We start from the raw sequence: 19,319 nt of genomic DNA, 5'->3' as shown, positions 1-19,319 counted from the left end.
AAGCGACCAGGGCGAATGGGTTCGCCTGCTACGACCGAAGGGTCTTGCGCATCTGCTGCGTGGTGACGGAGTAGCCCGAAGAGTCGTACAGCGAGACTGCGGGCGTGTTGTGCCAGAACACGTTTAGCTCGAGAGCGGGAACCCCAGCATCCACGACAGCAGCTTCGACCGCAGCCAGAAGGGCGCGACCAAGGCCCTCACCTCGGCGCTCTTCCACCACTTGGATGTCGAACAGATACGCCAAGTCGGGTGACCCTTGCGGGTGGTCGAGACTGACCCACGCATGCCCGACCGTTGCGCCGTCGGCATCCGTTCCCTGCAGGAACAGCATGCGCGGAGTGTGGATGCCCTGCGGCAACCGAGAGGCATTGTCGGCGACAGCCCGCTCGACCGAACCTTCGAGCGGCCAGCGCCCGATCACGACTTGCTCGGCAGCGAACTCTGCGGTTGTTGCGTGCTGCCACGCGTCAAACTCGCTCGCGGTCATGGGGCGGACGTTCACTGTTGTCATGGGCTGATTCTCGCAGCAGCGAACCGAATACACGACGGTTGCATGGGTCTAGGCGGGATGAAGGAGGCGAATGGCCGCGAGAGCCCGTGTGGCCGGTCACGGCTTAGTGTCGGCGTCGTCCGTCGAGTACTCCGGCTTCACGGGATACTGCACGAAGCACACGTAGTGCGCCACCTCGCGCTCCTCGGCGGAGAACTCCGCAGCTGAGGTCTCGTTAAGGCAGTCACGCAGCTGTTCAGAGCCGCCGAGCGCCGGAGCAGTGCTCCACTCTACGAGCTCTGTTCCGGGCCTCACAGCATCCGGAAACTGTCGTTCGACCGCATTCCACAGCTCGTCCGCCATCTCCTGCAGTTGCTCCTGCTGCCAGGCGAATTCGTCTGTTGGCGTGCTGGATGGCGCAACGGCGTTCGGAGGGCCATCCGGTGCAGCGGGGCTGCACGCAGAAAGCGCGAGCGGCGCCATGCTCAACGCCGCAATCGCTGCCAATAGACGAGAACGCTGCGCGACATTCATAAATCGAATGTAGCTCAACTTGATGGGCTTGTCGCTCGGTTATCGCCTAATTGCCATTGTGGCGGGATGCCCAAATTGCGCGCAGCACGCGGGTAGCCTCTTCGAGGTCAATCCCCGAGCGGATGCTTGTGTCGGCGAGAGCGCGAGCAGCTTCTGCAACGGGTTTCGGCGTTGCGGATGCCGTAGTGCTGACGCGCGTGCCGCCCCCGGTGTGCGTGCGCAGGTGCCCCTCGGATTCCAGCACTTTGTAGGCTCTGGCGACGGTGCCGGGGGAGACGCCCAAATCCTTCGCGAGTTGCCGCACGGAGGGGATGCGTTCGCCAGCGGCGAGGCTCCCTGCTGCGATCAGCCCCCGGATCTGATCCCGGATTTGATCAGCGGCGGGGGCTGATCCCGCCAGCGAGATCCTCATGATTGAACTGACGGAGCGCTAGCGTGCCGCGGCGGGATTGCGGCGAGAAGAATGCCGAACCACAGGGTGAACCCCAGCGACATGGCGACGAGGCCCAAGAACGTTAGCGCCGGTTGCATCGCCTCGAACGGAGTTCCCCAGGAAGCCCAGCCGGTGCTACCCACGGTTTCCCCGCCGCGCAATGTGGCGGTGGACGCAAGAGAGTTGAAGATCATGCCCAAGTGGAGCAAGAGTGCGCCGGATGCGAGGGCGAGAACGTTGCGGGTTCTGTGTTGCCGCATCCACACATCGCTGGAGTGGTCGGCGCTGATGGGCGGCCGGGCGATGAGCCACAGGGCGGTCAGCGTCACAACGATGAGTGCTGCGAGCAGCGCCAAGGCGGGCAATGAGTAGTACCAGCCATAAATGGTGGTTCCGAAGGTCGATCCGTTTGCGCCCTCAACGGTGAAGTTGCGCCAGAGGCCCTCAGGGTCAGGTTCGGAAGCGAGACCGGCGAGAACAGTAACCGTGACTATTGCGCCGATGATGCTGGCGGTGCCACCGAACCACCACCGGTGTCCAAAGCTGAAGGGCGTGCGATGGGTGAGGGTTGCTTGCCCGCGTGCGACGCGAGCGTGGATGGGCAATATCAGGACTGCGATCGCAACGAGACCTAATACGAGTGACCATGAAATGCGTCTCTCGAAAACCCAGTACCAAAACTGTTCGACCAACAGGGGCCGCGGGCCGAAAAATCCCACACTTGCCGCCAGTAAGTACATCATTGGCATCAACGCCAATCCCGCGGCGATGAGTGTGGCGGTGGCGACGGCACCCCTCGGCAACCGGTCTTTGCGGCCCCAAACAATCCACCAGACCACCGCGATTGCAAGGCCGATGATCGCGGTGCGCAATCCAAACCAGAGTATGAAGGTGAGAGTGGACATTGCGCTCCTCAGGCCTTAAATGTACTAGCGTATAAGTACATTGAATGTAGCAGGCAATGGGTACATTGAGCTAGGGGCGCCGGTGCGTCGGGCTCTCGGCAGTCGAGCAGCGCGAGCAACCCGGTTGCGGGGTTGGCGGCGCGGAACTGTTCCGCCAGATTCAATGATTCCATGATGTCAGTTTCGTTTGACGCCCTAGCGACGCAAAGTGAACCTCGCAATTCTTACGTGTTTGACTCATTTGAAGCCCGACCGCCGTGCATGCAGCAGCCGCGTCTAAGGTGGGTTATGCCTCCCGCTTCGGCGGTTCTGGAAGAGGATGTTCGAAGTCCAGCCCGGCGTCTAGACCCACGGTCTCTCGTCTTACTTAGGAAGAAGCGATTCGCCTGTGACCTCCGCGACGAAGACTGCCCCACCCGCCGACCTGAGCGTGAAGCGCATCCGCACCTGGTCGGCACTTCTTGGCGTGCTGAGTGCCGCCGTTGTGCTCGCCGTCGCCGAGTTCTTCGCCGTGTTCATCTCGCCCGCCAGCAGCCCCGTGCTTGCGGTCGGCTCCCTCGTCATCGACCTCGCGCCGTCATGGTTGAAAGACCTCACGATCGCGCTCTTCGGCACCAATGACAAGATCGTGTTGCTGCTGTGTGTCGGGCTACTCGTCTTGATTCTCGCTGTGGCAATTGGCCTCGCCGAGTACGCGCGGCCTAGCTGGGGCGTCATCCTGCTTGTCTTCGTCGGAGTGATTGCGACGATCGCCGTCACGACCCGCGCCCAAGCGACCGCAAGCTGGCCGATGCCCACCGTTCTCGGCGTTGTCGCCGGTGTGCTGGTCTTGCGCCTCACCATGATTCGGTTGCGACGCTGGGTGAGTTCTACCCCGGTCGCGCCCGCCACGACGCGCGCTGGTTCTGCGGAGGCGGCGCGCGCCGCCAGCGCTCAACGGTCATCCGCTACTCCCGCTCGTGTGCCGGCCGCGTCGCGCCGCGACTTTCTGCGCATCGTGGGAGTGACATCCATCGGTGCCGTTCTCGTCGGTGCTGGCGCGCGCGTCGTCAACGCCAGTGCCAGTGTCGTGGATGCCGTGCGCACGGCTCTCACGCTGCCCGCCGCGGCGTTCCCCGCTCCCGCAATCCCCGCCGGCGCGAGCCTCGAGGTTGCCGGCATCTCGCCGATCATCACCCCCAACGCTGACTTCTATCGCATCGACACAGCGCTCGTTGTGCCCAACATCGATGCGGATGAGTGGAGCCTCAAGATCACGGGAATGGTCGAGAACGAGATCGAAATCACGTTCGCCGAACTGCTCGCACTGCCCTTGGTGGAGACTGCCGCAACGCTGTCGTGCGTGTCGAATGTGGTGGGCGGCGACCTCGTCGACAACGCCATGTGGCTCGGCTACCCCATCCGTGAACTGCTCGCCCAGGCGAAGCCGCTCGCCGGGGCTGACATGGTGCTGTCGCGCAGCATCGACGGCTTTACCGCGAGCACCCCGATCGAGGCGCTACAGGAAGAGTCTCGCGAGAGCATCCTTGCCGTCGGGATGAACGGCGAACCGCTTCCGCGCGAACACGGGTTCCCGGTGCGCATGGTGGTGCCCGGGCTCTACGGCTACGTCTCGGCAACCAAGTGGGTTGTTGAAATGGAAGTCACCCGCTTCGCCGACGCCACGGCGTATTGGACCGACCGCGGATGGTCGGCCATCGGCCCCGTGAAGGTGCAGTCACGCATCGATGTTCCATCCTCAGATGCATCGGTCGAGGCAGGTACCGTCGCAGTTGCTGGCGTCGCGTGGGCGCCCAACACGGGAATTGCCGGTGTCGAAGTGCGCGTCGATAGCGGCACGTGGGAACCCGCAGAACTCGCCACCGCCATCTCGGTCGACACCTGGGTGCAGTGGGTTTACGAGTGGGAAGCCACGAGCGGCAACCACATCATTGAGGTGCGGGCGACGGATGCCGAAGGCACCACGCAATCCGGTGACCCCGTGCCGGTCGTGCCCGACGGCGCCGAGGGCTGGCACCGCATCGGCGTGCAGGTCGCGTAGCTGACAAGTATCGAGGCTTTCCAGCGCGGATCAGCGCTTATCAAGGCCTGCCCGCGCGCTACGCGCCGTCGTGGAGCGTGATCTGGTAGCCATCAAGGTCGGCGAACGTGAAGGTGCGGCCGAAGGGACCATCGACGGGAGCTGAGGTGATGGTGATGCCATCGGCAGCGAGGGTGTCGTGGATACCCTGGGTGTCGGGAGCGCACATCCAAATGCCGACGCCGAGTCCGAGTTGCGCGACCGAGTCGAGGTCAACGCCGGGAGCTGCGGAGCGCACCGCGAATGCAGCCGGGGTCGTGCCGAAAACGATCGCGTGGGGTGGGCCTGGCTGGCGGGTCAAGCCGAGGTACTTTTCGTAGAAAGCGCCCGCGGCGTCGAGGTCGCGAACCTGCAGTGAGATGAAGCCGGGGCCGGATGCGCTGGTCATTATTTCTCCTCAATCGTCATGTCAATTAGTTGACATCCCACACTCTATGTCAGAATATTGACATGACGCAACGGCCGGCCGGAATCGATCTCGAAACCTCGCTGGGCTACCTTCTGAAGGAAGCCTCCAGCGCACTCCGGTCGTCGATGGAAGCCGTGCTGCGTCCGCTCGGGATGAGCATCACGCACTACTCGTGCCTCGAACTGTTGGCCCAACGACCCGGCCTCTCGAACTCTGAGCTTGCCCGCGGAGCCTTCGTTACTCGCCAAGCGATGAACGTCTTGCTGCAATCCCTCGAGCGTGATGGTCTCATTACGCGGCCCGAGCAGCCCGTCGCTGGCCGCGTGCTCCCCGCCGAACTCACTGCGAGCGGGCGGCGCCAGTTGGCCTCCGCCAGCGCTGCGGTCAAAGACGTCGAGGACCGGATGAAGTCCACCCTGAGCATGGACGAACAAGCGATGCTCGGCGATCTGCTGTCGCGGTGCGTGACGTCGCTGCGTGAGCCGAGTGCTGGGGTTGCCGGCGCCGCCGGTGGTGAGGAGCCCAGCCTGCCGGCGACCGCGCATCCGGCATCCACACGTCAGCAGGCGCAAGAGCAGGTGCAATCGTGACCGAGTCGGTCTACCGGCGAGTGCTCGGCGCCTCGCTCGATCTGCTGTCTCCTGAGCTCCGCCCCTACTTCGATGGCGGTCAGTGCGTTGGCGTCGGCAGCGGAGTGTTCGACGTAGCGGGGTCGCCGCTGCGCATCCTGAAACCGGTGCTGGCGTTTATGGCGTGGCAGCGCATCCTGTTCCCGGAGTACGCGCGCAACGTACCCTTCGACGTCATCAATACCCCCACCGCGGATGGCGACCTCGGCGCCGTGCGCACCTTCCACTTCCCCGGTCGCGACCGCGCCTTGCAGGATGAGATGCGCGTTGTCGACGGTCACCTGCACGATTTCTTGGGGCGGCGCGGCGGCTTCGAAGTGCGCTTGGAACTCGCGGTCACGGATGGACGCATGCGGTTGCGCTCCGATCGCCAATGGCTGCGTCTGGCTGGTCTCCGCCTCCGCATCCCCGCACTCGCCACGGTCACGGTCGACGAATCGTGGGCCGACGGACGCCAGCACGTGGATGTCCGGCTCCACACTCCGCTGCTGGGGGACTGGTTCCGCTACGCCGGGCACTTCACCTACGGCTACGAGTAGCCCTGCCGCTGGGTTCCCTCGCCGGGCCCGTTTACAAACGCGCATCTCAGGCGCACTATGGGACGCATGAACGCACAACGCGAGTTGCTCCGCATCGAAGTCGAAGACGTCGAAATCTCAAAACTGGCGAGATTGCTTACCTCGTACACAACAGGAGTGTTCAACCGAACGCTGCGCTTTGTTGGCAAGGTAGATGGCGACACTCGCTACGAAAGCGGAACCTTCTCGTCGAATCACATGTTCGATCCGATGAATCCGGATGAAGCGTACGCGCCGCGCATGGCCGAGCACCTTGCGAAGATCCGCCACGACATCGAAGCGGATGGCTGGGTCGTCACCGAACAAGGCACCCAGTCGTGGGCGCTCACTTTCGCTCGGCCCGAAAGCGCGTAGCTGAAGCCCCGTTGTGCCCGGCGTAGCTTATTTCCAGAGGTGGAAGGTTTGCCAGTCTTCGGTCGTACCGAGAGCACCAAAGTTAAGTCCGGTGTCGGGCGGGAATGAGGACACGGCAGCGGGAAGCAATCTCTGATTGTGCCCCTGAGTTTGTGAGCCAAGGTGCCGAATAAGGGACAACATCCCAAAGGTGCTCTGCTTCGAGACGGCGATCTCGTCGAGAGCAAGGTTTTCACCAGGTCTCGTGAGCTTCGGCGATACGGCGTAGTGGCGATTGAAAAAACGCGAGTGGTGAGCGCAAACGTTTCTTACGGTGTTGAGGGCGCGAAGCCATGAAAGGAGCTGAGCCGCGCTGAGCTCGAAGTGCCCGGCCACGGCTTCGCGTTCGCGAATGGGCATAAAACTGTAGAGGTACGAAAGTCCGCCCCAGTCGAGAACATCAACGGCAACCCACACGGGAATCACATTCTCGCGATTGTCGCGATGGTGGATCACAAAGTCTTCGCGTGAGTCTTTTACTTTTCTTGCCAGCTTTGCGGACCACAACCGGTAGTCATGCATCTTCGAGATCGATAGCAGCTCGGGCTTCACGTGGATGAGCGGGTCCACCGCTCCCAACGAGTATCCGATGAGGGCTCTCAGATGGGTTTCAACTGTCTGTACTGAGGCGAAAGTAGCGGCTCGAAGGCGATTATCGAATGACCAAAGAGCATGGATGCTCTCGAAAGCGGTGCCTTCGCGGAAGCGTTCAGTCCGATCGCCCTGTGTGGTCTTGAGCCTGAACGTATGCGAATACCCGCTAAGCGTGTAGTAGCCAGCCCTTTGGAGGAGCGCCAGAGCGGCAGCATCATCGTCAACCGACATGCCGCGACGTTTCAGCACCGCTAACTGCTCGGCGTACGTCTTGTGCGGCTTTGGTTCCAAGGGCTAAGACCTGTCTGGGCAAAGTAAAGACCGGCCCTGGACCCCCAGAGGGGCGGAACCGGTCGTGTTGCTACCAATTTAGCAGATGCCAACGAGCGCAGCAGAGTTTTCCACATGGTTGAGCTGCGCCCTGAATTGGGTTTCCGCGCTAGGGGCCAAGCTGGACTGAACGCCGTCGCTAGATCCACCCCTGCTGCCAAGCCTTGTCGGCGGCGTCGTGCCGCGAGCGAGCGTCGAGCTTCGTCATCGCGGAGGACAGGTAGTTGCGCACGGTTCCGGGCGCGAGGTGTAGAGCGTCAGCGATTTCCTGCACGCTCATCGTGGAGCGGCTGAACCGCAGCGCGTCGAGCTCGCGATCAGTGAGAGGGCAGCGGTCGGCGGTGAGAGCCGTCGCCGCGATTTCGGCATCGATGTAGCGCTTGCCGGCCACGACATCCCGAATCACAGCGGCCAAGTCTTCGGCGGGCGTCGACTTGGGCACGAAGCCCGAAACGCGAGCGGCAAGAGCGCGGCGCAGCACGCCCGGTCGAGCGTGGCGAGTCACAATGACGACCTTCGTCGCGACGGTCGAGAGGATGCGCGTGGCCGCCTCGATGCCATCGGCCTGCGGCATTTCGAGGTCGAGGAGGCAGACATCCGGCTGAAGCGCGAGTGCTTGCTCCGCCGCAGCGACACCGTTGTCGACGCTCGCGACGACCTCGATATCGGCTTCTAAGTTGAGCAGTGCACTCAGCGCACCGCGAATGAGATGCTCATCGTCAGCAATGAGCAGGCGGATGACGCGGGGCGCTTCGACGGCGCCGCTCGCGCTCGTACCCGTTACGCCGACCGCGGCCGTGCTCGCCCCACTCACGCCAGTCCCGCTCACGCTGTCACCCGCGAGCGCGTCGGAATCCGCACGCTCAACTCGAAGCGATCTCCGCTGGCATCGGCCTCAGTGGCGAGCTCACCCCCAAGGGCAGTGACTCGGCTGTGGAGCCCGACAAGCCCGCTGCCGGGAGTCTCTCCCGCCGAGGCCGAGCTTCGCAGTTCGTTATTGCTGATCACGAGAGTGCTTTCGGTGTCGCTGCTGGCTAGCCGAATCGACACGTGGCTGGCCTCGCTGTGCCGCAAGATGTTCGTGGTCGCTTCGCGCACGGCGAGGCCCAGGGCGCGCCGCACGTCGGCGTCGTCTGGCATTCGGCCAATCACCAGATCGCAGTGCGCGCCCGCCGCCGCGAGCACTTCGCGCGCGTTCTCGAGTTCGTTGTCCAGCTCAACTTCGCGATACCCGGCCACGAGTGACCGGGTCTCTTCGAGAGCTTGCTTGGCGATCATCCGAGTTTCGTGAATATGTTCGCGGGCGGCTTCGGGGTCGATGGACAGCATCCGCTCGGCCAGCTCAGACTTGAGGGCGATCACTTGCAAGTGGTGCCCCTGAATGTCGTGCAGGTCAGAGGCGAAGCGCAGTCGTTCTTCAGTCACCGCGAGCTCGGCAGCGCTCGAACGCAGACGGTCGAGGGTGACGACAATGTCCCACCACCACAGACCAGAAAGCACCATAAGCGGCAGCAGGATGCCGTAGAACAACACCAACCAGGCGTCCCCAATCGCAGCCGGGCTGACCTGGTTGCCGAAGATCGCGGTTGCGAGCACCGGATGGGCGATCGACACTGCGAGCCCGACGGCCAGCAGCGTCCAGAGCTGGCGCCGCGGAAGGAGAGGAGCGAGAACGCACGCGGCCATCCACACCGGAACAGCGGCAAGAAATCCCACCTCGGGCCTGAAAAGTCCGATCACCCAGACCGCAATGGCGGGGGCGAGAAGCGCGATGAGCCAGGCGACGTTCGGGATGCCCTGCCCTCGCTCCGTGCGAAGGAACCAGCATCCGCGCACTTGGGCTGCAGCCGCAATCGCCGTCAGCGCGATGAGAAGGCCATCAAGTGGCGAGCCTGATGCGGCGAAAACGGCGAGCATATTCAGAATCACAACCGCGTTCAGCACGATGTAGAAGAACACGATGGAGCCGAGCGTGTAATTCCAGGTGGCGCGCACTCCGCGAACGCCGCGAGCCTGTTCGCCGTCGCGGGGCGTCGCGGGCGTAGTGGATTCGAGCATGGCCTCCAGCGTAGAGCAGTGACATTTGTCACGGTCGCGGGTGCGAAAGTTCACCGGATGCCGTGACGCGGCGGCACTGTCCGGTGCGATCATCCGCGGCGAGGATTGATTCATCGCTGGCACCCCAGCCAGTGACATGCCGGACGATTCTCGTCACCCTCTCCCGAAAGGCACACCATGTACGACGCTTTCACTTCCTTCACTTCAGGACTCCCCGAACTGCTGCAGTGGGTGGGTGTGATGTTGATCGCGGCGATTCCGTATGTGGAGTCGTACGGCGGATCGGTGATCGGGATCGTCGCCGGCGTCAACCCGGTGGTCGCAATCGTCGCTGCAATCGTGGGCAACGTGATTTCGATGCTGATCTTCGTTTTCGCAGCCCATGGAGTTCGTTCCAAGGTGGCAGCGGGCCGCGAGCCCAAGCCCGAAACGCCCCGTCGCCAAAAGCTGCGCGAACGTTTCGATCGCTACGGAGTCGCCGGAGTCAGCCTGCTCGGCCAAACCCTCCTGCCAAGCCAAGTCACCTCGGCTGCGATGGTGTCATTCGGCGCTTCGCGCAACGCCGTCATCGTGTGGCAGCTCATCTCGATCATCATCTGGGGCGTTCTGTTCGGTGTGCTCGCCACGTTCGGGACCACCGCCCTGCGTTGATGCGGATGCCCGGGGTGGCCAGGCATCCCCAGCCGAAGCTGCGCGTTACGTCAGCACGCGGCTTCGGCAACGGCCGCAGGTCACTCGCCGCAGGGGCTGTCAGCGCACCATCCGCGCGTCAACGAGTTGGGGAGTCGCAGGGTCGATGTCTTCGGTACCGTCGAACTCGAAGCCATTGCGGCGGTAGAAGGCCACAGCCCGGGGATTGTCTTTGGCGACCCACAGCGCAGCAGGCGAGTCGCCTAGGGTCGCGTCGAGCAATGCCTGACCGATGCCGGTGCCATGGTGCGCCGCCACAACATAAATCGCTTCGAGTTGGGCTTGCGCAGGCACGGTAGTTTCTTTGACGGAGGCCTCCCGCCCAACCGAAGCAAATCCAACGATTGTGCCGTCGAGGTCAGCCACTTGGATGCACCGCTCCGCTCGCGGATAGTTAAGGATGTGATTCCACATCTTCTGGCGTCCGGCCAGATACTCGGCCGTGAAGAAGCCATCGGGGAGGAGGTGGGAATAGGTCTCCCGCCAGCTCGCGACATGCAATTGAGCGAGAGCGTCGGCGTCGGCAGGCACTGGGTCGCGAAGAATGGTGGTCATCTGATTATCGTGCCAGTCGCTTCGGCGGAAGGGAAGATGTGACCGTTTCTCTTGTTTAGCTCTTGTGACACAAGGTATCGTCGACGGCATGGTCGAAAGCGCAGCAAGCACCCAACTCCGGCGAGGGGTCGTTGGGCCGTGCATCCTCGCGTTACTCTCGACCGGGCCGCGCTTCGGGCTACAAATCGTTCGCGAACTGAATGACGTCGGTCAGTTGCTCACGAGCCAGGGCACCGTGTACCCGCTGCTGAGCCGCCTACAAGAAGCGGGTCAAGTCAGCAGCCACTGGGAAGTGAGTGACACCGAGCGACCGCGACGCTATTACAGCCTCACGGATGTCGGTCGTCGCGACCTTGAACTCTTCTGTGAAGATTGGCGCCAGTTCTCCGGCTCCGTCGGAACGCTCCTCGAGACCGTGCCCTCCGCATCCGTTCCCAGTGGATCCATCGAAAGTGAGCTGCCATGAACCACGCCGCCGAGCACCCACTAGTAACGTCGTACCTCTCTGAGTTCGATGACCTGGCAGCACCGCTGTCTTCGGCCCGCCGTCTGGAATTACGCGAAGAAATCGCCAATCACTTGCGCGAGTCCATCCCGGTCGCAGTCTCGAACGCCGACGCTGCCGCCGTCATCGCTGCGTTCGGATCGCCCGCTGAAATTCTCGGGGACGAAGGCATCCCGGGGCAGGGTCGCCCGGCCTCGCGCTCATCTCTGAAGCGCCGCCAGCGAGTTCTCATCGCAGCGGCGATCGTGATCGCCGGCCTCGTGCTGGCCATATACCTCTGGTTTCCCGGACCTCAGCCTGCGATCTCACCACAAGCGCCTCAGTCATCAGAGGGTCCAGCATCCGTGGTGAATGAAGACCCGACAGGACCAGCCAGGGTGACCGAGGGCACGGCCTACTTTGAATACGTCGCCGCGATCGAAGCGATGCCCGAGGCGCTGCCCAACGGCGCGGCCTATCCCGCCGGCGTGCCAGAAGGGTTGGACTCCGGCCAAACGGATGGCGGAGTTGTTCAGTCTGGACTGGGCGCGACTGTCGCGCACTTCACCTGGCTGTGTGCGTGGGAGGCCGAGTACCTGACCGCAGCATCCGAGGATGATGCCGAACGCCAGGTCACCGCGGAATCGATGCTTGCGCAGTGGCCCAGCTACGACTACGTCTCCGACCCTGATGGCGGGTGGGCATCGAATGTGCTCGAACCGTTGAGCTTTGGTGACGCTACTGGCTTGCAGAAAGACTTTCCGCAAACCTGCGCGCAGGCCGGCATCCTCAATGTCTCAGCCCCGTAGCTCAAGGCTTGATCACGGCGTCGGCCAGTTTCGCCACCAAGCTACAATCGTCGGATGTCGACCCGCCTGCTGAAGGAATCCGACCGGCCGGTCCTGAGAGAAGCGACGCTCGCCAACATGAACTGGTGCGGGCCGCGCTTTAGCTTTGCTGATCTCGATCAGTCAGAAGAGCTCGCGCACTACTACTCCGCCTTCCCAACCGGCAATGACTTCGGGATGCTGGACGAGTATGACGGCAAAGTCCGTGCAGTCGCGTGGCTGGTCTTCTTTTCGGCGGAGCACCCCGGCTACGGTTTCGTCGAAGAAACAATCCCCGAACTCAGCATCACCACGTTCGAGGGCTTTCGTGGCCAAGGAATCGGGTCCGAGCTTCTGCAGAAGCTCATCGCGGCCGCGGCTGTGCGCGGTCTGCCCGCCATCAGCCTGAGCGTTGAGGATGGCAACCCCGTGCGTTCGCTGTACTCACGGTTGGGATTTCAGATTGTCGGCCGCTCCGGCGACTCCGACACGATGCTGTTGCGGTTGCAGCACCCAGGGTAGATCGCGTTGCCCAGTTAAAGAAAATCAGCCCGAGCCGCGAGGCGAGCGGGCTGATCATGATGCATCAACAGTAACGCTGAACTACGCCGTAAGCCGCTCAATCAGCTCGCGATACCGCGCAGCCGTCTGCTCCACGATGTCAGCGGGAAGCTCGGGCGGTACGCCCTGCTTGTCCCAGTTTGCGGAGAGCCAGTTGCGCACGATCTGCTTGTCGAAGCTCGCTAGGCGACCGGGCCCGCCGGCAGCGTAGAGTTCGGCATCCCAGTAGCGGCTGGAGTCGCTCGTCAGTACCTCGTCGGCCAGGACGAGATCACCGGTCTCCGGGTCGGCTCCGAACTCGAACTTGGTATCGGCGAGAATTACGCCACGAGTTTCCGCGATGGCTGAGGCTCGGGCGAAGATGTCGAGCGAAGCATCCCGAAGCGCCGTCGCAACCTCAGCACCGACGAGTTCGACGGTGCGTTCAAAGCTGATGTTCTCGTCGTGCTCACCCATTGGCGCTTTCCACGCCGGCGTGTAGATCGGTTCGGGCAGGCGGTCGCCATCGCTCAAACCAGCAGGCAGCGCAATGCCGCACACGCTCTGCGACTCCTGATACTCCAGCCAGCCGCTGCCCGACAGGTAGCCGCGAACGACGCACTCCACCGGATACATCTCCAGCCGCTTCACGATCATCGAGCGGTCAGCAAGCTCAGCTGGCGCATCAACGCCAGCGGCATCCGCCAAATGGTTCGGCATGTCAGCGAGCTGCGCGAACCACCACTTGCTCAGTTGCGTCAGCAGCGCGCCCTTGCTCGGGATGCCCGGCTCAAGCACGTGGTCAAACGCACTCACGCGATCACTGGCAACCATGAGCACAAGCTGTGGCTCGTCGGCCCGTACATACAAGTCGCGGACTTTGCCGGAATACGTCAGCGTCCACGCGCCAGCGCCAGCAGCAGAGCCCGCACCAGCAGCATCCGCGCCAGCAGCGCCGTTCACAACGTCGCTCATTTCGCGACGCGCAAAGCGATGTCGCTGCGAAAGTGTGAGCCCTCAAGGTGAATGTGGCCGAGTGCTTCGTACGCGCGTTCGCGGGCTACCGCAAACGTCGCACCGGTCGCGACGACGCTGAGCACGCGTCCGCCGGTGGCGACAAACTCGTCACCCTTTTTGGCGGTGGCCGCGTGGGCGATGGTGATTCCGGGAACGGCGAGGGCGGCATCCAGTCCCGTAATCGGGCGACCGATCTTGGGGTTCTCGGGGTAGCCCTCGCTGGCGAGCACCACGGTGACGGCAACGTCGTCTGAGAACTCGGGGGTGGCATGGTCGGGGAGGCCGCCGGTCGCCGCCGCGTAGAGCAGCGAACTCAGCGGCGTAACGAGGCGGGGGAGCACAACCTGCGTCTCGGGGTCGCCGAAGCGGGCGTTGAACTCGATGACGCGGATGCCGTCCCGAGTAACAATGAGGCCACAGTAGAGCAGTCCAATAAACGGCGTTTGCTCGTCGGCAAGCTGACGGATCGTGGGGAGCGCGATCGTGTCGATGACCTCTTGAACGAAGCCGTCGGGGAGCCAGGTGAGCGGCGAATAGGCGCCCATGCCGCCCGTGTTGGGGCCGTCATCGCCGTCGTAGGCGCGCTTGTAATCCTGCGCGGGAGACAGCGGAACAACGTTGTGGCCATCGCTCAACAGGAAGAGGGAGACCTCTTCGCCGGCGAGGTATTCCTCGACGAGCACGCTGCCGTAGGTGAGCCAGTGCTTGGCGTGATCAACGGCGGCGTTGCGGTCACCAGTGACGAGAACGCCCTTGCCGGCAGCGAGGCCGTCAGCCTTGACTACGTAAGGGGCGCCGAACTCATCGAGAGCCTCAGTGGCTTCTTCGAGCGAGCCAGCGCGGTGGGCGCGACCGGTGGGCACGTTAGCGGCATCCATGATGCGCTTGGCAAAAGTTTTGCTGCCCTCGAGAGCAGCGGCGGCCTTGCCTGGGCCGAACACGGCGATGCCGCGGCGGCGAAGAGCGTCAGCGACGCCCTCAACCAGGGGAGCCTCTGGCCCGATGATGACCAGTTCGATGTCATTGCCGAGGGCGTATTCGGTAACAACGCTTCCCCGAGTGGGGTCGAGCGCGACCGTCTCCACGACCGATGCAATACCGGCATTGCCGGGCGCAGCCGTGATTTCGTGCGTCTCCTCCTCACTGAGAAGTGACGTCACAATGGCGTGCTCGCGGGCACCGGATCCAAGAACAAGAATTCGCACGACCCCAGCCTAACCAAGCCCACAGCCACAGTTGTTAGCGCACAGCCCAACTTGCTAGCGTTTAGGCATGGCACAGCTGAAAATAGCCCCCATTGCTGGTGAAGCGAGCATCCGGATGGTGCGCGACGGTCGAGCAGACCGCGACGCCACAGCCACCGCAGTGCGCTACCTCCTGCAGGTGCTCGCAAAGAATGCCGAAGGCAACTCGGTTGAAGTGCGAGTGCCGCCTTTCGGCGCCGTTCAAGCCATCGAAGGCCCCAATCACACGCGCGGCACCCCGCCCAATGTTGTTGAGATGGATGCCGCGACCTGGATTGCCTTGGCCACGGGAACGCGCGAGTGGGCCGAGGCCCTCGACTCCGGCGACATCAGCGCCTCGGGGTCGCGTGCCGACCTCAGCGAATACCTCCCAGTTGTGTGGGAGAGAATAGTGCCGTGAGTATTACGCCAGAACACGAGCCCGCGGCATCCGCCCCGCAGCAGCCTGCGATGAAGACCACGGTCGAATCAACGGGCGTGAGCATCCGCCGTGCGCCTAAGTACGGCGCGTTCATGATTGTCGGTGGTGGGCTCGGTGCCGCCGCCACGTTCATTCTCACGATGTCGTTCCCCGCTGACCCTTCGGTCGGATTCGGGGCTCTCTTTGGCTACTTCAGTCTCTTTGGTATTCCTGCCGGTGTTGCCGTCGGAGCGCTCGTCGCGCTCATCGCCGATCGTTCATCGCGCCGTCGTGCCAAGACCGGCACGGCCGAGCACGAGATCTCGGAGCCAGAAGTGTACGAGGGCACGCTCGAGTAGCAACGAGCTGCACCCCGCGGGAGTCCACCCCCGCGAAGTGCGCCGCGCTAGCTCAGTTGTGTGAGCTCAAGCCAGTCGAGGTATTCGGGCGTGATGTTGCCCGAAACGTATTCGCCGGTGAAGCAGCTCATTTCGAGAGCTGACACGTCGGATCCTTCGGTGATCGCAGCCTGCATGTCGGCGACCTCTTGGTAGATGAGAGCGTCAGCGCCCATCTCTAGAGCGATCTCGGGAATCTTGCGCCCGTGGGCAACGAGTTCAGCGCGAGTCGGCATGTTGATGCCGTACACGTGTGGGTAGCGCACGGGGGGTGCAGCGGAGGTGAAGGTGACCTTGTTGGCGCCGGCTTCACGAGCCATCTGCACGATCTCTTTCGAGGTGGTGCCACGCACGATGGAGTCATCCACGATCAGGATGTTTTTGCCCTTGAACTCGGTGCCCATGGCGTTCAGCTTCTGCTTCACGCTCTTCTTGCGCTCGGCCTGGCCGGGCATGATGAAGGTGCGACCAACGTAGCGGTTCTTGTAGAAGCCTTCGCGGTATTCGACGCCAAGCTTCTGGGCGACCTGCATCGCGGCGGGCCGTGAGGAGTCGGGGATGGGCATCACAACGTCGATGTCGCCCATGGGGGTGAACTTCGAGATGGTGTCGGCCAGTTTGTCGCCCAAGCGCAGGCGAGCTTCATAAACGGAGATGCCGTTCATTATCGAGTCGGGGCGAGCCAGATAGACGTATTCGAACGAGCACGGGATCAGCACCGGTGCTTTGGCGCACTGCTTGGAGAACATTTCGCCGTCGGGCGTAATGAAGATCGCTTCGCCGGGGGCAACATCCCGCACCAGTTCGTAGCCGGCGCTTTCCAGCACGAGAGATTCGGACGCCACAATCCACTCGTAGCCGACGAGACCAGTTTGGCGGCGGCCCAAAACCAAGGGGCGGATGCCGTAGGGGTCGCGGAACGCGAGCAAGCCGTGACCAGCGATCAGTGCGATCGCGGCGTAGGAGCCCTCAACGCGGTCATGCACGCGCTCGATGGCGGTGAAAACTTGCTCGGGGTCGAGGTCGAGCCCCGACACTTGCTCTTGAAGTTCGTTGGCCAACACGTTGACGAGCAGTTCAGTATCGCTCGTGGTGTTGAGGTGGCGACGGTCGATGCGGAACAGTTCGTCAGTGAGCTGCTGCGTGTTCGTCAAGTTGCCGTTGTGAACAAGGATGATGCCGTAGGGCGCGTTCACATAGAACGGCTGGGCTTCATTTTCATTGAAGGCGTTGCCCTTGGTGGCGTAGCGCACGTGGCCGAGGCCGGAGGTGCCGACAAGGTTGCGCATGTCGCGAGTGCGGTAGGCCTCACGTACTTGCCCGTTGGCCTTCTGCAAGTGCAGAGTGCTGCCGTCGGCGGTGGCGATACCCGTGGAGTCTTGACCGCGGTGCTGCAGGAGCAGCAGGGCGTCATAAACCTGCTGGTTGACGGGCTGAGAAGAGACGATACCGACAATGCCGCACATGCTTTCGCGTGGCTCCCTGAGGTCGTAGAGCGCGTACCCGGTGTGAGTACGGTCTAGCTTCTCACATCTGGCAGTGCGGTTGCTGCGGGGGGAGCGGGGGTGCTGCTGCGCGTAAAACCCGCAGACCGGTACGCTTGAGCCGTGACCGAGAACTCTTCTTCCAGCTATGCCGCAGCCGGTGTCGATACCGCTGCTGGTGACCGCGCCGTCGAACTCATGAAGGCGGCCGTCAGTGCCACTCATGGGCCCAACGTGGTCGGAGGGTTCGGCGGTTTCGCTGGCCTCTATGACGCCTCGTTCTTCAAGGACTACAAGCACCCGCTGATGGCAACATCGACGGATGGCGTGGGCACCAAGGTCGCGATCGCTCAGGCTCTCGACAAGCACGACACCATCGGTCAAGACCTCGTCGGCATGGTCGTTGACGACATCATCGTCGTGGGCGCCAAGCCCCTCTTTATGACCGACTACATCGCGTGTGGCAAGGTCGTTCCCTCGCGCATCGCCGACATCGTTGCCGGTATTGCCCGTGGATGCTCGGCTACCGGCACCGCGCTGGTCGGCGGCGAAACGGCAGAACACCCTGGTCTTCTCGGCCCCGACGACTACGACGTTGCCGGTGCGGCAACCGGTGTGGTTGAAGCGGGATCCCAGCTCGGCCCGCACCTTGTGGCCGATGGCGATGTTGTGATCGCGATGGAGTCCTCGGGCATCCACTCGAACGGTTTCTCTCTCGTGCGCCACATTCTGGCCAACAACAAGGTCGGCTACAGCGACCACCTCAACGAACTCGGCGGAGTCGTCGGCGAAGTGCTCCTCGAGCCGACCCGCCTCTACACGATGCCGCTGCTGAACCTGCTCGACGCCCAGCCCGGTGCTGTGCACTCGCTCAGCCACGTCACGGGTGGCGGAATCGCCGCGAACCTCGCGCGCGTGCTGCCTGTCGGCTCGTGGGTTGAAGTTGAGCGCTCGACCTGGTCGCCGCCCACCGTATTCCGTGTGCTGTCTGACCTGGCTGGTTCCAGCCTCGAAAGTGCCGAAGGAACCTGGAACCTCGGGATCGGCATGATCGCGATCGTGGCTGCGGATGCTGCCGACGCGACCATCGCAGCACTCACCGCCGACGGCATCCCCTCGTGGGAAGTTGGTCGTGTTTCGATGGCCGCCCATGATCTTTCTGGCTTCGAACAGGGAGCCAAGGGCGTCAACGGTGGCGCTGTGCGCCTGAGCGGTTCGTACGCGAACTAGCTTTATCGTTGCGTTGAGCGCGAGCCGCGTTATTTCCGGTCGTGATCCCGGTCCCTATCTGAGGCGTTGAACTATGCCCATCCGTTCCATTCTCGCCGCAGTGCTCGTCGCCATCATTTGGGGGCTCAACTTCGTTGTTATCGATGTTGGACTCGAGGGGATGCCACCCACGCTGTTTCTAGCGTTGCGCTTCATGGTGGTGATTGTTCCCGCTATCTTCTTCGTGCCGCGGCCGAAGTCGAGGTTTCGCGACGTAGTGCTCATCGGCTCGTTCATGAGCCTCGGGCAGTTCGGCCTGCTCTACACCGCGCTCGCCATCGGCATGCCGCCCGGCCTCGCCTCACTTGTGTTGCAAGCGCAGGTGGTGCTGACGGTGGTGTTCGCCGCTCTCGCGCTGCGTGAAACCCCCACGCGCAGTCAACTGGTCGGAGTCGTGCTCGGCGCCGCGGGCCTGGTCGTGGTGGGAAGCGGGCGCGGGGTAGAAACTCCCGTGCTGGCCTTCTTCGTGACCCTGGCCGCTGCTGCATCGTGGGCCATCGGCAATGTCATCGCACGCCGAGTCGGGCGCATCGGCACCACGTCCTCGCCACTGGCCGGACTGTCGCTCACGGTCTGGTCGGCCCTGGTCGTACCGATCCCGATGCTCGGGCTCGCCTTCGCGATAAATGGGGCGGATGCTGTCGGCTTCGCCCTCACGCACCTCACCGTTCCGCAGCTGCTCTCGACCGCTTACACCGCGTGGCTCGCCAGCCTTGTCGGGTACGGCATCTGGAACACGTTGCTCGCCCGCCATGCGGCATCCGCTGTCGTGCCCTTCACGATGCTCGTTCCGCCGATCGGCATGACCACCGCGTGGTTAGCGCTCGGTGAGGTGCCGACGGTGATCGAAGTTATTGGTGGAGTGATGCTGCTTCTCGGCGTCGCCATCACGACCGGGTTGCTGCGCCGTCGCCGCGGGCGCGCTCTCACCTAGGCAACGCCTTCACTGCAGCAGTGTTTTCGCTGCGCCCCGGGTGC

General features: G+C 63.1%; 23 protein-coding genes and 1 pseudogene. 12 read left to right on the top strand and 12 right to left on the bottom strand.

Annotated features, from left to right (window positions below; translation table 11 throughout):
• Positions 1 to 28: 28 nt before the first annotated feature.
• The 4 genes from I6E56_RS07390 to I6E56_RS07375 all read right to left on the bottom strand — a co-directional run bounded on the left by I6E56_RS07390 (position 29) and on the right by I6E56_RS07375 (position 2,362).
• A complete protein-coding gene (locus I6E56_RS07390) occupies positions 29 to 511 on the bottom strand; it encodes an N-acetyltransferase (protein ID WP_197137047.1) in 483 nt (160 codons plus the stop codon).
• 96 nt (positions 512 to 607) lie between these two features.
• Complete coding sequence (locus I6E56_RS07385) at positions 608 to 1,024, bottom strand: hypothetical protein (protein WP_197137045.1); 417 nt, start codon at positions 1,022 to 1,024, stop codon at positions 608 to 610.
• A 46-nt stretch (positions 1,025 to 1,070) separates the two neighbouring features.
• A complete protein-coding gene (locus I6E56_RS07380; RefSeq protein WP_197137043.1) occupies positions 1,071 to 1,436 on the bottom strand; it encodes a GntR family transcriptional regulator in 366 nt (121 codons plus the stop codon).
• A complete protein-coding gene (locus I6E56_RS07375) occupies positions 1,433 to 2,362 on the bottom strand; it encodes a hypothetical protein (RefSeq protein WP_197137040.1) in 930 nt (309 codons plus the stop codon). The genes I6E56_RS07380 and I6E56_RS07375 overlap by 4 nt, the downstream gene beginning before the upstream one ends.
• Positions 2,363 to 2,750: 388 nt before the next feature.
• Here I6E56_RS07375 and I6E56_RS07370 point away from each other — a divergent pair, with 388 nt between their 5' ends.
• Positions 2,751 to 4,403 (top strand): molybdopterin-dependent oxidoreductase, encoded by a 1,653-nt coding sequence (locus I6E56_RS07370; RefSeq protein WP_197137038.1) that lies wholly within the window; start codon positions 2,751 to 2,753, stop codon positions 4,401 to 4,403.
• A gap of 58 nt (positions 4,404 to 4,461) precedes the next feature.
• Here I6E56_RS07370 and I6E56_RS07365 read toward each other — a convergent pair whose 3' ends face one another.
• Complete coding sequence (locus tag I6E56_RS07365) at positions 4,462 to 4,830, bottom strand: VOC family protein (protein WP_197137036.1); 369 nt, start codon at positions 4,828 to 4,830, stop codon at positions 4,462 to 4,464.
• 62 nt (positions 4,831 to 4,892) lie between these two features.
• Between I6E56_RS07365 and I6E56_RS07360 the strand changes: the two are divergent.
• The 3 genes and pseudogenes from I6E56_RS07360 to I6E56_RS07350 form a co-directional block, all read left to right on the top strand.
• Positions 4,893 to 5,342: pseudogene (locus I6E56_RS07360) on the top strand (MarR family winged helix-turn-helix transcriptional regulator); the annotation flags it as partial.
• A 95-nt stretch (positions 5,343 to 5,437) separates the two neighbouring features.
• The gene (locus I6E56_RS07355; protein WP_197137032.1) at positions 5,438 to 6,019 is read left to right on the top strand and encodes a DUF4166 domain-containing protein; all 582 of its coding nucleotides are present in this window, start codon (positions 5,438 to 5,440) and stop codon (positions 6,017 to 6,019) included.
• Positions 6,020 to 6,085: 66 nt separating this feature from the next.
• Positions 6,086 to 6,412 (top strand): hypothetical protein, encoded by a 327-nt coding sequence (locus tag I6E56_RS07350; protein ID WP_197137030.1) that lies wholly within the window; start codon positions 6,086 to 6,088, stop codon positions 6,410 to 6,412.
• Between the two features lie 27 nt (positions 6,413 to 6,439).
• Here the strand turns inward: I6E56_RS07350 and I6E56_RS07345 are convergent, their stop codons facing one another.
• The 3 genes from I6E56_RS07345 to I6E56_RS07335 form a co-directional block, all read right to left on the bottom strand.
• Complete coding sequence (locus I6E56_RS07345; RefSeq protein ID WP_197137029.1) at positions 6,440 to 7,276, bottom strand: Abi family protein; 837 nt, start codon at positions 7,274 to 7,276, stop codon at positions 6,440 to 6,442.
• Positions 7,277 to 7,514: 238 nt separating this feature from the next.
• On the bottom strand, positions 7,515 to 8,108 hold the full coding sequence (locus tag I6E56_RS07340; RefSeq protein WP_197138199.1) for a DNA-binding response regulator: 594 nt from the start codon (positions 8,106 to 8,108) through the stop codon (positions 7,515 to 7,517).
• Between the two features lie 92 nt (positions 8,109 to 8,200).
• A complete protein-coding gene (locus I6E56_RS07335) occupies positions 8,201 to 9,433 on the bottom strand; it encodes a sensor histidine kinase (RefSeq protein WP_197137028.1) in 1,233 nt (410 codons plus the stop codon).
• 177 nt (positions 9,434 to 9,610) lie between these two features.
• On the opposite strand from I6E56_RS07335, the gene I6E56_RS07330 reads away from it, so the two are divergent.
• Positions 9,611 to 10,084, top strand: coding sequence for a small multi-drug export protein (locus I6E56_RS07330; protein WP_197137027.1), 474 nt, complete (start codon positions 9,611 to 9,613; stop codon positions 10,082 to 10,084).
• A gap of 99 nt (positions 10,085 to 10,183) precedes the next feature.
• Here I6E56_RS07330 and I6E56_RS07325 read toward each other — a convergent pair whose 3' ends face one another.
• Positions 10,184 to 10,678 (bottom strand): GNAT family N-acetyltransferase, encoded by a 495-nt coding sequence (locus I6E56_RS07325; protein ID WP_197137026.1) that lies wholly within the window; start codon positions 10,676 to 10,678, stop codon positions 10,184 to 10,186.
• Between the two features lie 64 nt (positions 10,679 to 10,742).
• On the opposite strand from I6E56_RS07325, the gene I6E56_RS07320 reads away from it, so the two are divergent.
• Genes I6E56_RS07320 through I6E56_RS07310 form a run of 3 tightly spaced genes read left to right on the top strand, consistent with a single transcriptional unit; the run spans position 10,743 to position 12,511 of the window.
• Positions 10,743 to 11,144, top strand: a complete 402-nt coding sequence (locus I6E56_RS07320) for a PadR family transcriptional regulator (RefSeq protein ID WP_307842801.1) — start codon at positions 10,743 to 10,745, stop codon at positions 11,142 to 11,144.
• Positions 11,141 to 11,971 carry a hypothetical protein gene (locus tag I6E56_RS07315; protein WP_197137025.1) on the top strand — a complete coding sequence of 277 codons (831 nt, stop codon included), beginning with the start codon at positions 11,141 to 11,143 and terminating at the stop codon, positions 11,969 to 11,971. The genes I6E56_RS07320 and I6E56_RS07315 overlap by 4 nt, the downstream gene beginning before the upstream one ends.
• 54 nt (positions 11,972 to 12,025) lie before the next feature.
• Entirely contained in the window at positions 12,026 to 12,511 is a 486-nt protein-coding gene (locus I6E56_RS07310) for a GNAT family N-acetyltransferase (RefSeq protein WP_197137024.1), read from the top strand.
• Positions 12,512 to 12,592: 81 nt separating this feature from the next.
• Here the strand turns inward: I6E56_RS07310 and I6E56_RS07305 are convergent, their stop codons facing one another.
• Positions 12,593 to 13,504, bottom strand: a complete 912-nt coding sequence (locus I6E56_RS07305) for a phosphoribosylaminoimidazolesuccinocarboxamide synthase (RefSeq protein WP_231606274.1) — start codon at positions 13,502 to 13,504, stop codon at positions 12,593 to 12,595.
• Complete coding sequence (purD, locus tag I6E56_RS07300; RefSeq protein WP_197137022.1) at positions 13,501 to 14,751, bottom strand: phosphoribosylamine--glycine ligase; 1,251 nt, start codon at positions 14,749 to 14,751, stop codon at positions 13,501 to 13,503. Before purD ends, I6E56_RS07305 begins: the two co-directional genes overlap by 4 nt.
• 67 nt (positions 14,752 to 14,818) lie before the next feature.
• On the opposite strand from purD, the gene I6E56_RS07295 reads away from it, so the two are divergent.
• The gene (locus tag I6E56_RS07295) at positions 14,819 to 15,190 is read left to right on the top strand and encodes a sterol carrier family protein (RefSeq protein ID WP_197106631.1); all 372 of its coding nucleotides are present in this window, start codon (positions 14,819 to 14,821) and stop codon (positions 15,188 to 15,190) included.
• Positions 15,187 to 15,549, top strand: coding sequence for a hypothetical protein (locus I6E56_RS07290; RefSeq protein ID WP_197137020.1), 363 nt, complete (start codon positions 15,187 to 15,189; stop codon positions 15,547 to 15,549). Before I6E56_RS07295 ends, I6E56_RS07290 begins: the two co-directional genes overlap by 4 nt.
• Positions 15,550 to 15,596: 47 nt before the next feature.
• On the opposite strand, the gene purF is transcribed toward I6E56_RS07290, so the two are convergent.
• Positions 15,597 to 17,054, bottom strand: a complete 1,458-nt coding sequence (gene purF, locus I6E56_RS07285; RefSeq protein WP_197106629.1) for an amidophosphoribosyltransferase — start codon at positions 17,052 to 17,054, stop codon at positions 15,597 to 15,599.
• A gap of 141 nt (positions 17,055 to 17,195) precedes the next feature.
• Here purF and purM point away from each other — a divergent pair, with 141 nt between their 5' ends.
• Both purM and I6E56_RS07275 read left to right on the top strand, forming a co-directional pair.
• On the top strand, positions 17,196 to 18,302 hold the full coding sequence (purM, locus tag I6E56_RS07280) for a phosphoribosylformylglycinamidine cyclo-ligase (RefSeq protein ID WP_197106628.1): 1,107 nt from the start codon (positions 17,196 to 17,198) through the stop codon (positions 18,300 to 18,302).
• 73 nt (positions 18,303 to 18,375) lie between these two features.
• Positions 18,376 to 19,275: an EamA family transporter gene (locus tag I6E56_RS07275; protein WP_197109362.1), complete on the top strand. Its 900-nt coding sequence runs from the start codon at positions 18,376 to 18,378 to the stop codon at positions 19,273 to 19,275.
• The last annotated feature ends 44 nt before the right edge of the window (positions 19,276 to 19,319 follow it).

This window comes from Salinibacterium sp. NK8237, from assembly GCF_015864955.1.
GTDB lineage: Bacteria > Actinomycetota > Actinomycetes > Actinomycetales > Microbacteriaceae > Rhodoglobus.
The sequence above is the reverse complement of the archived record's forward strand: the minus strand, read 5'-3'. Positions and strand labels throughout refer to the sequence as shown.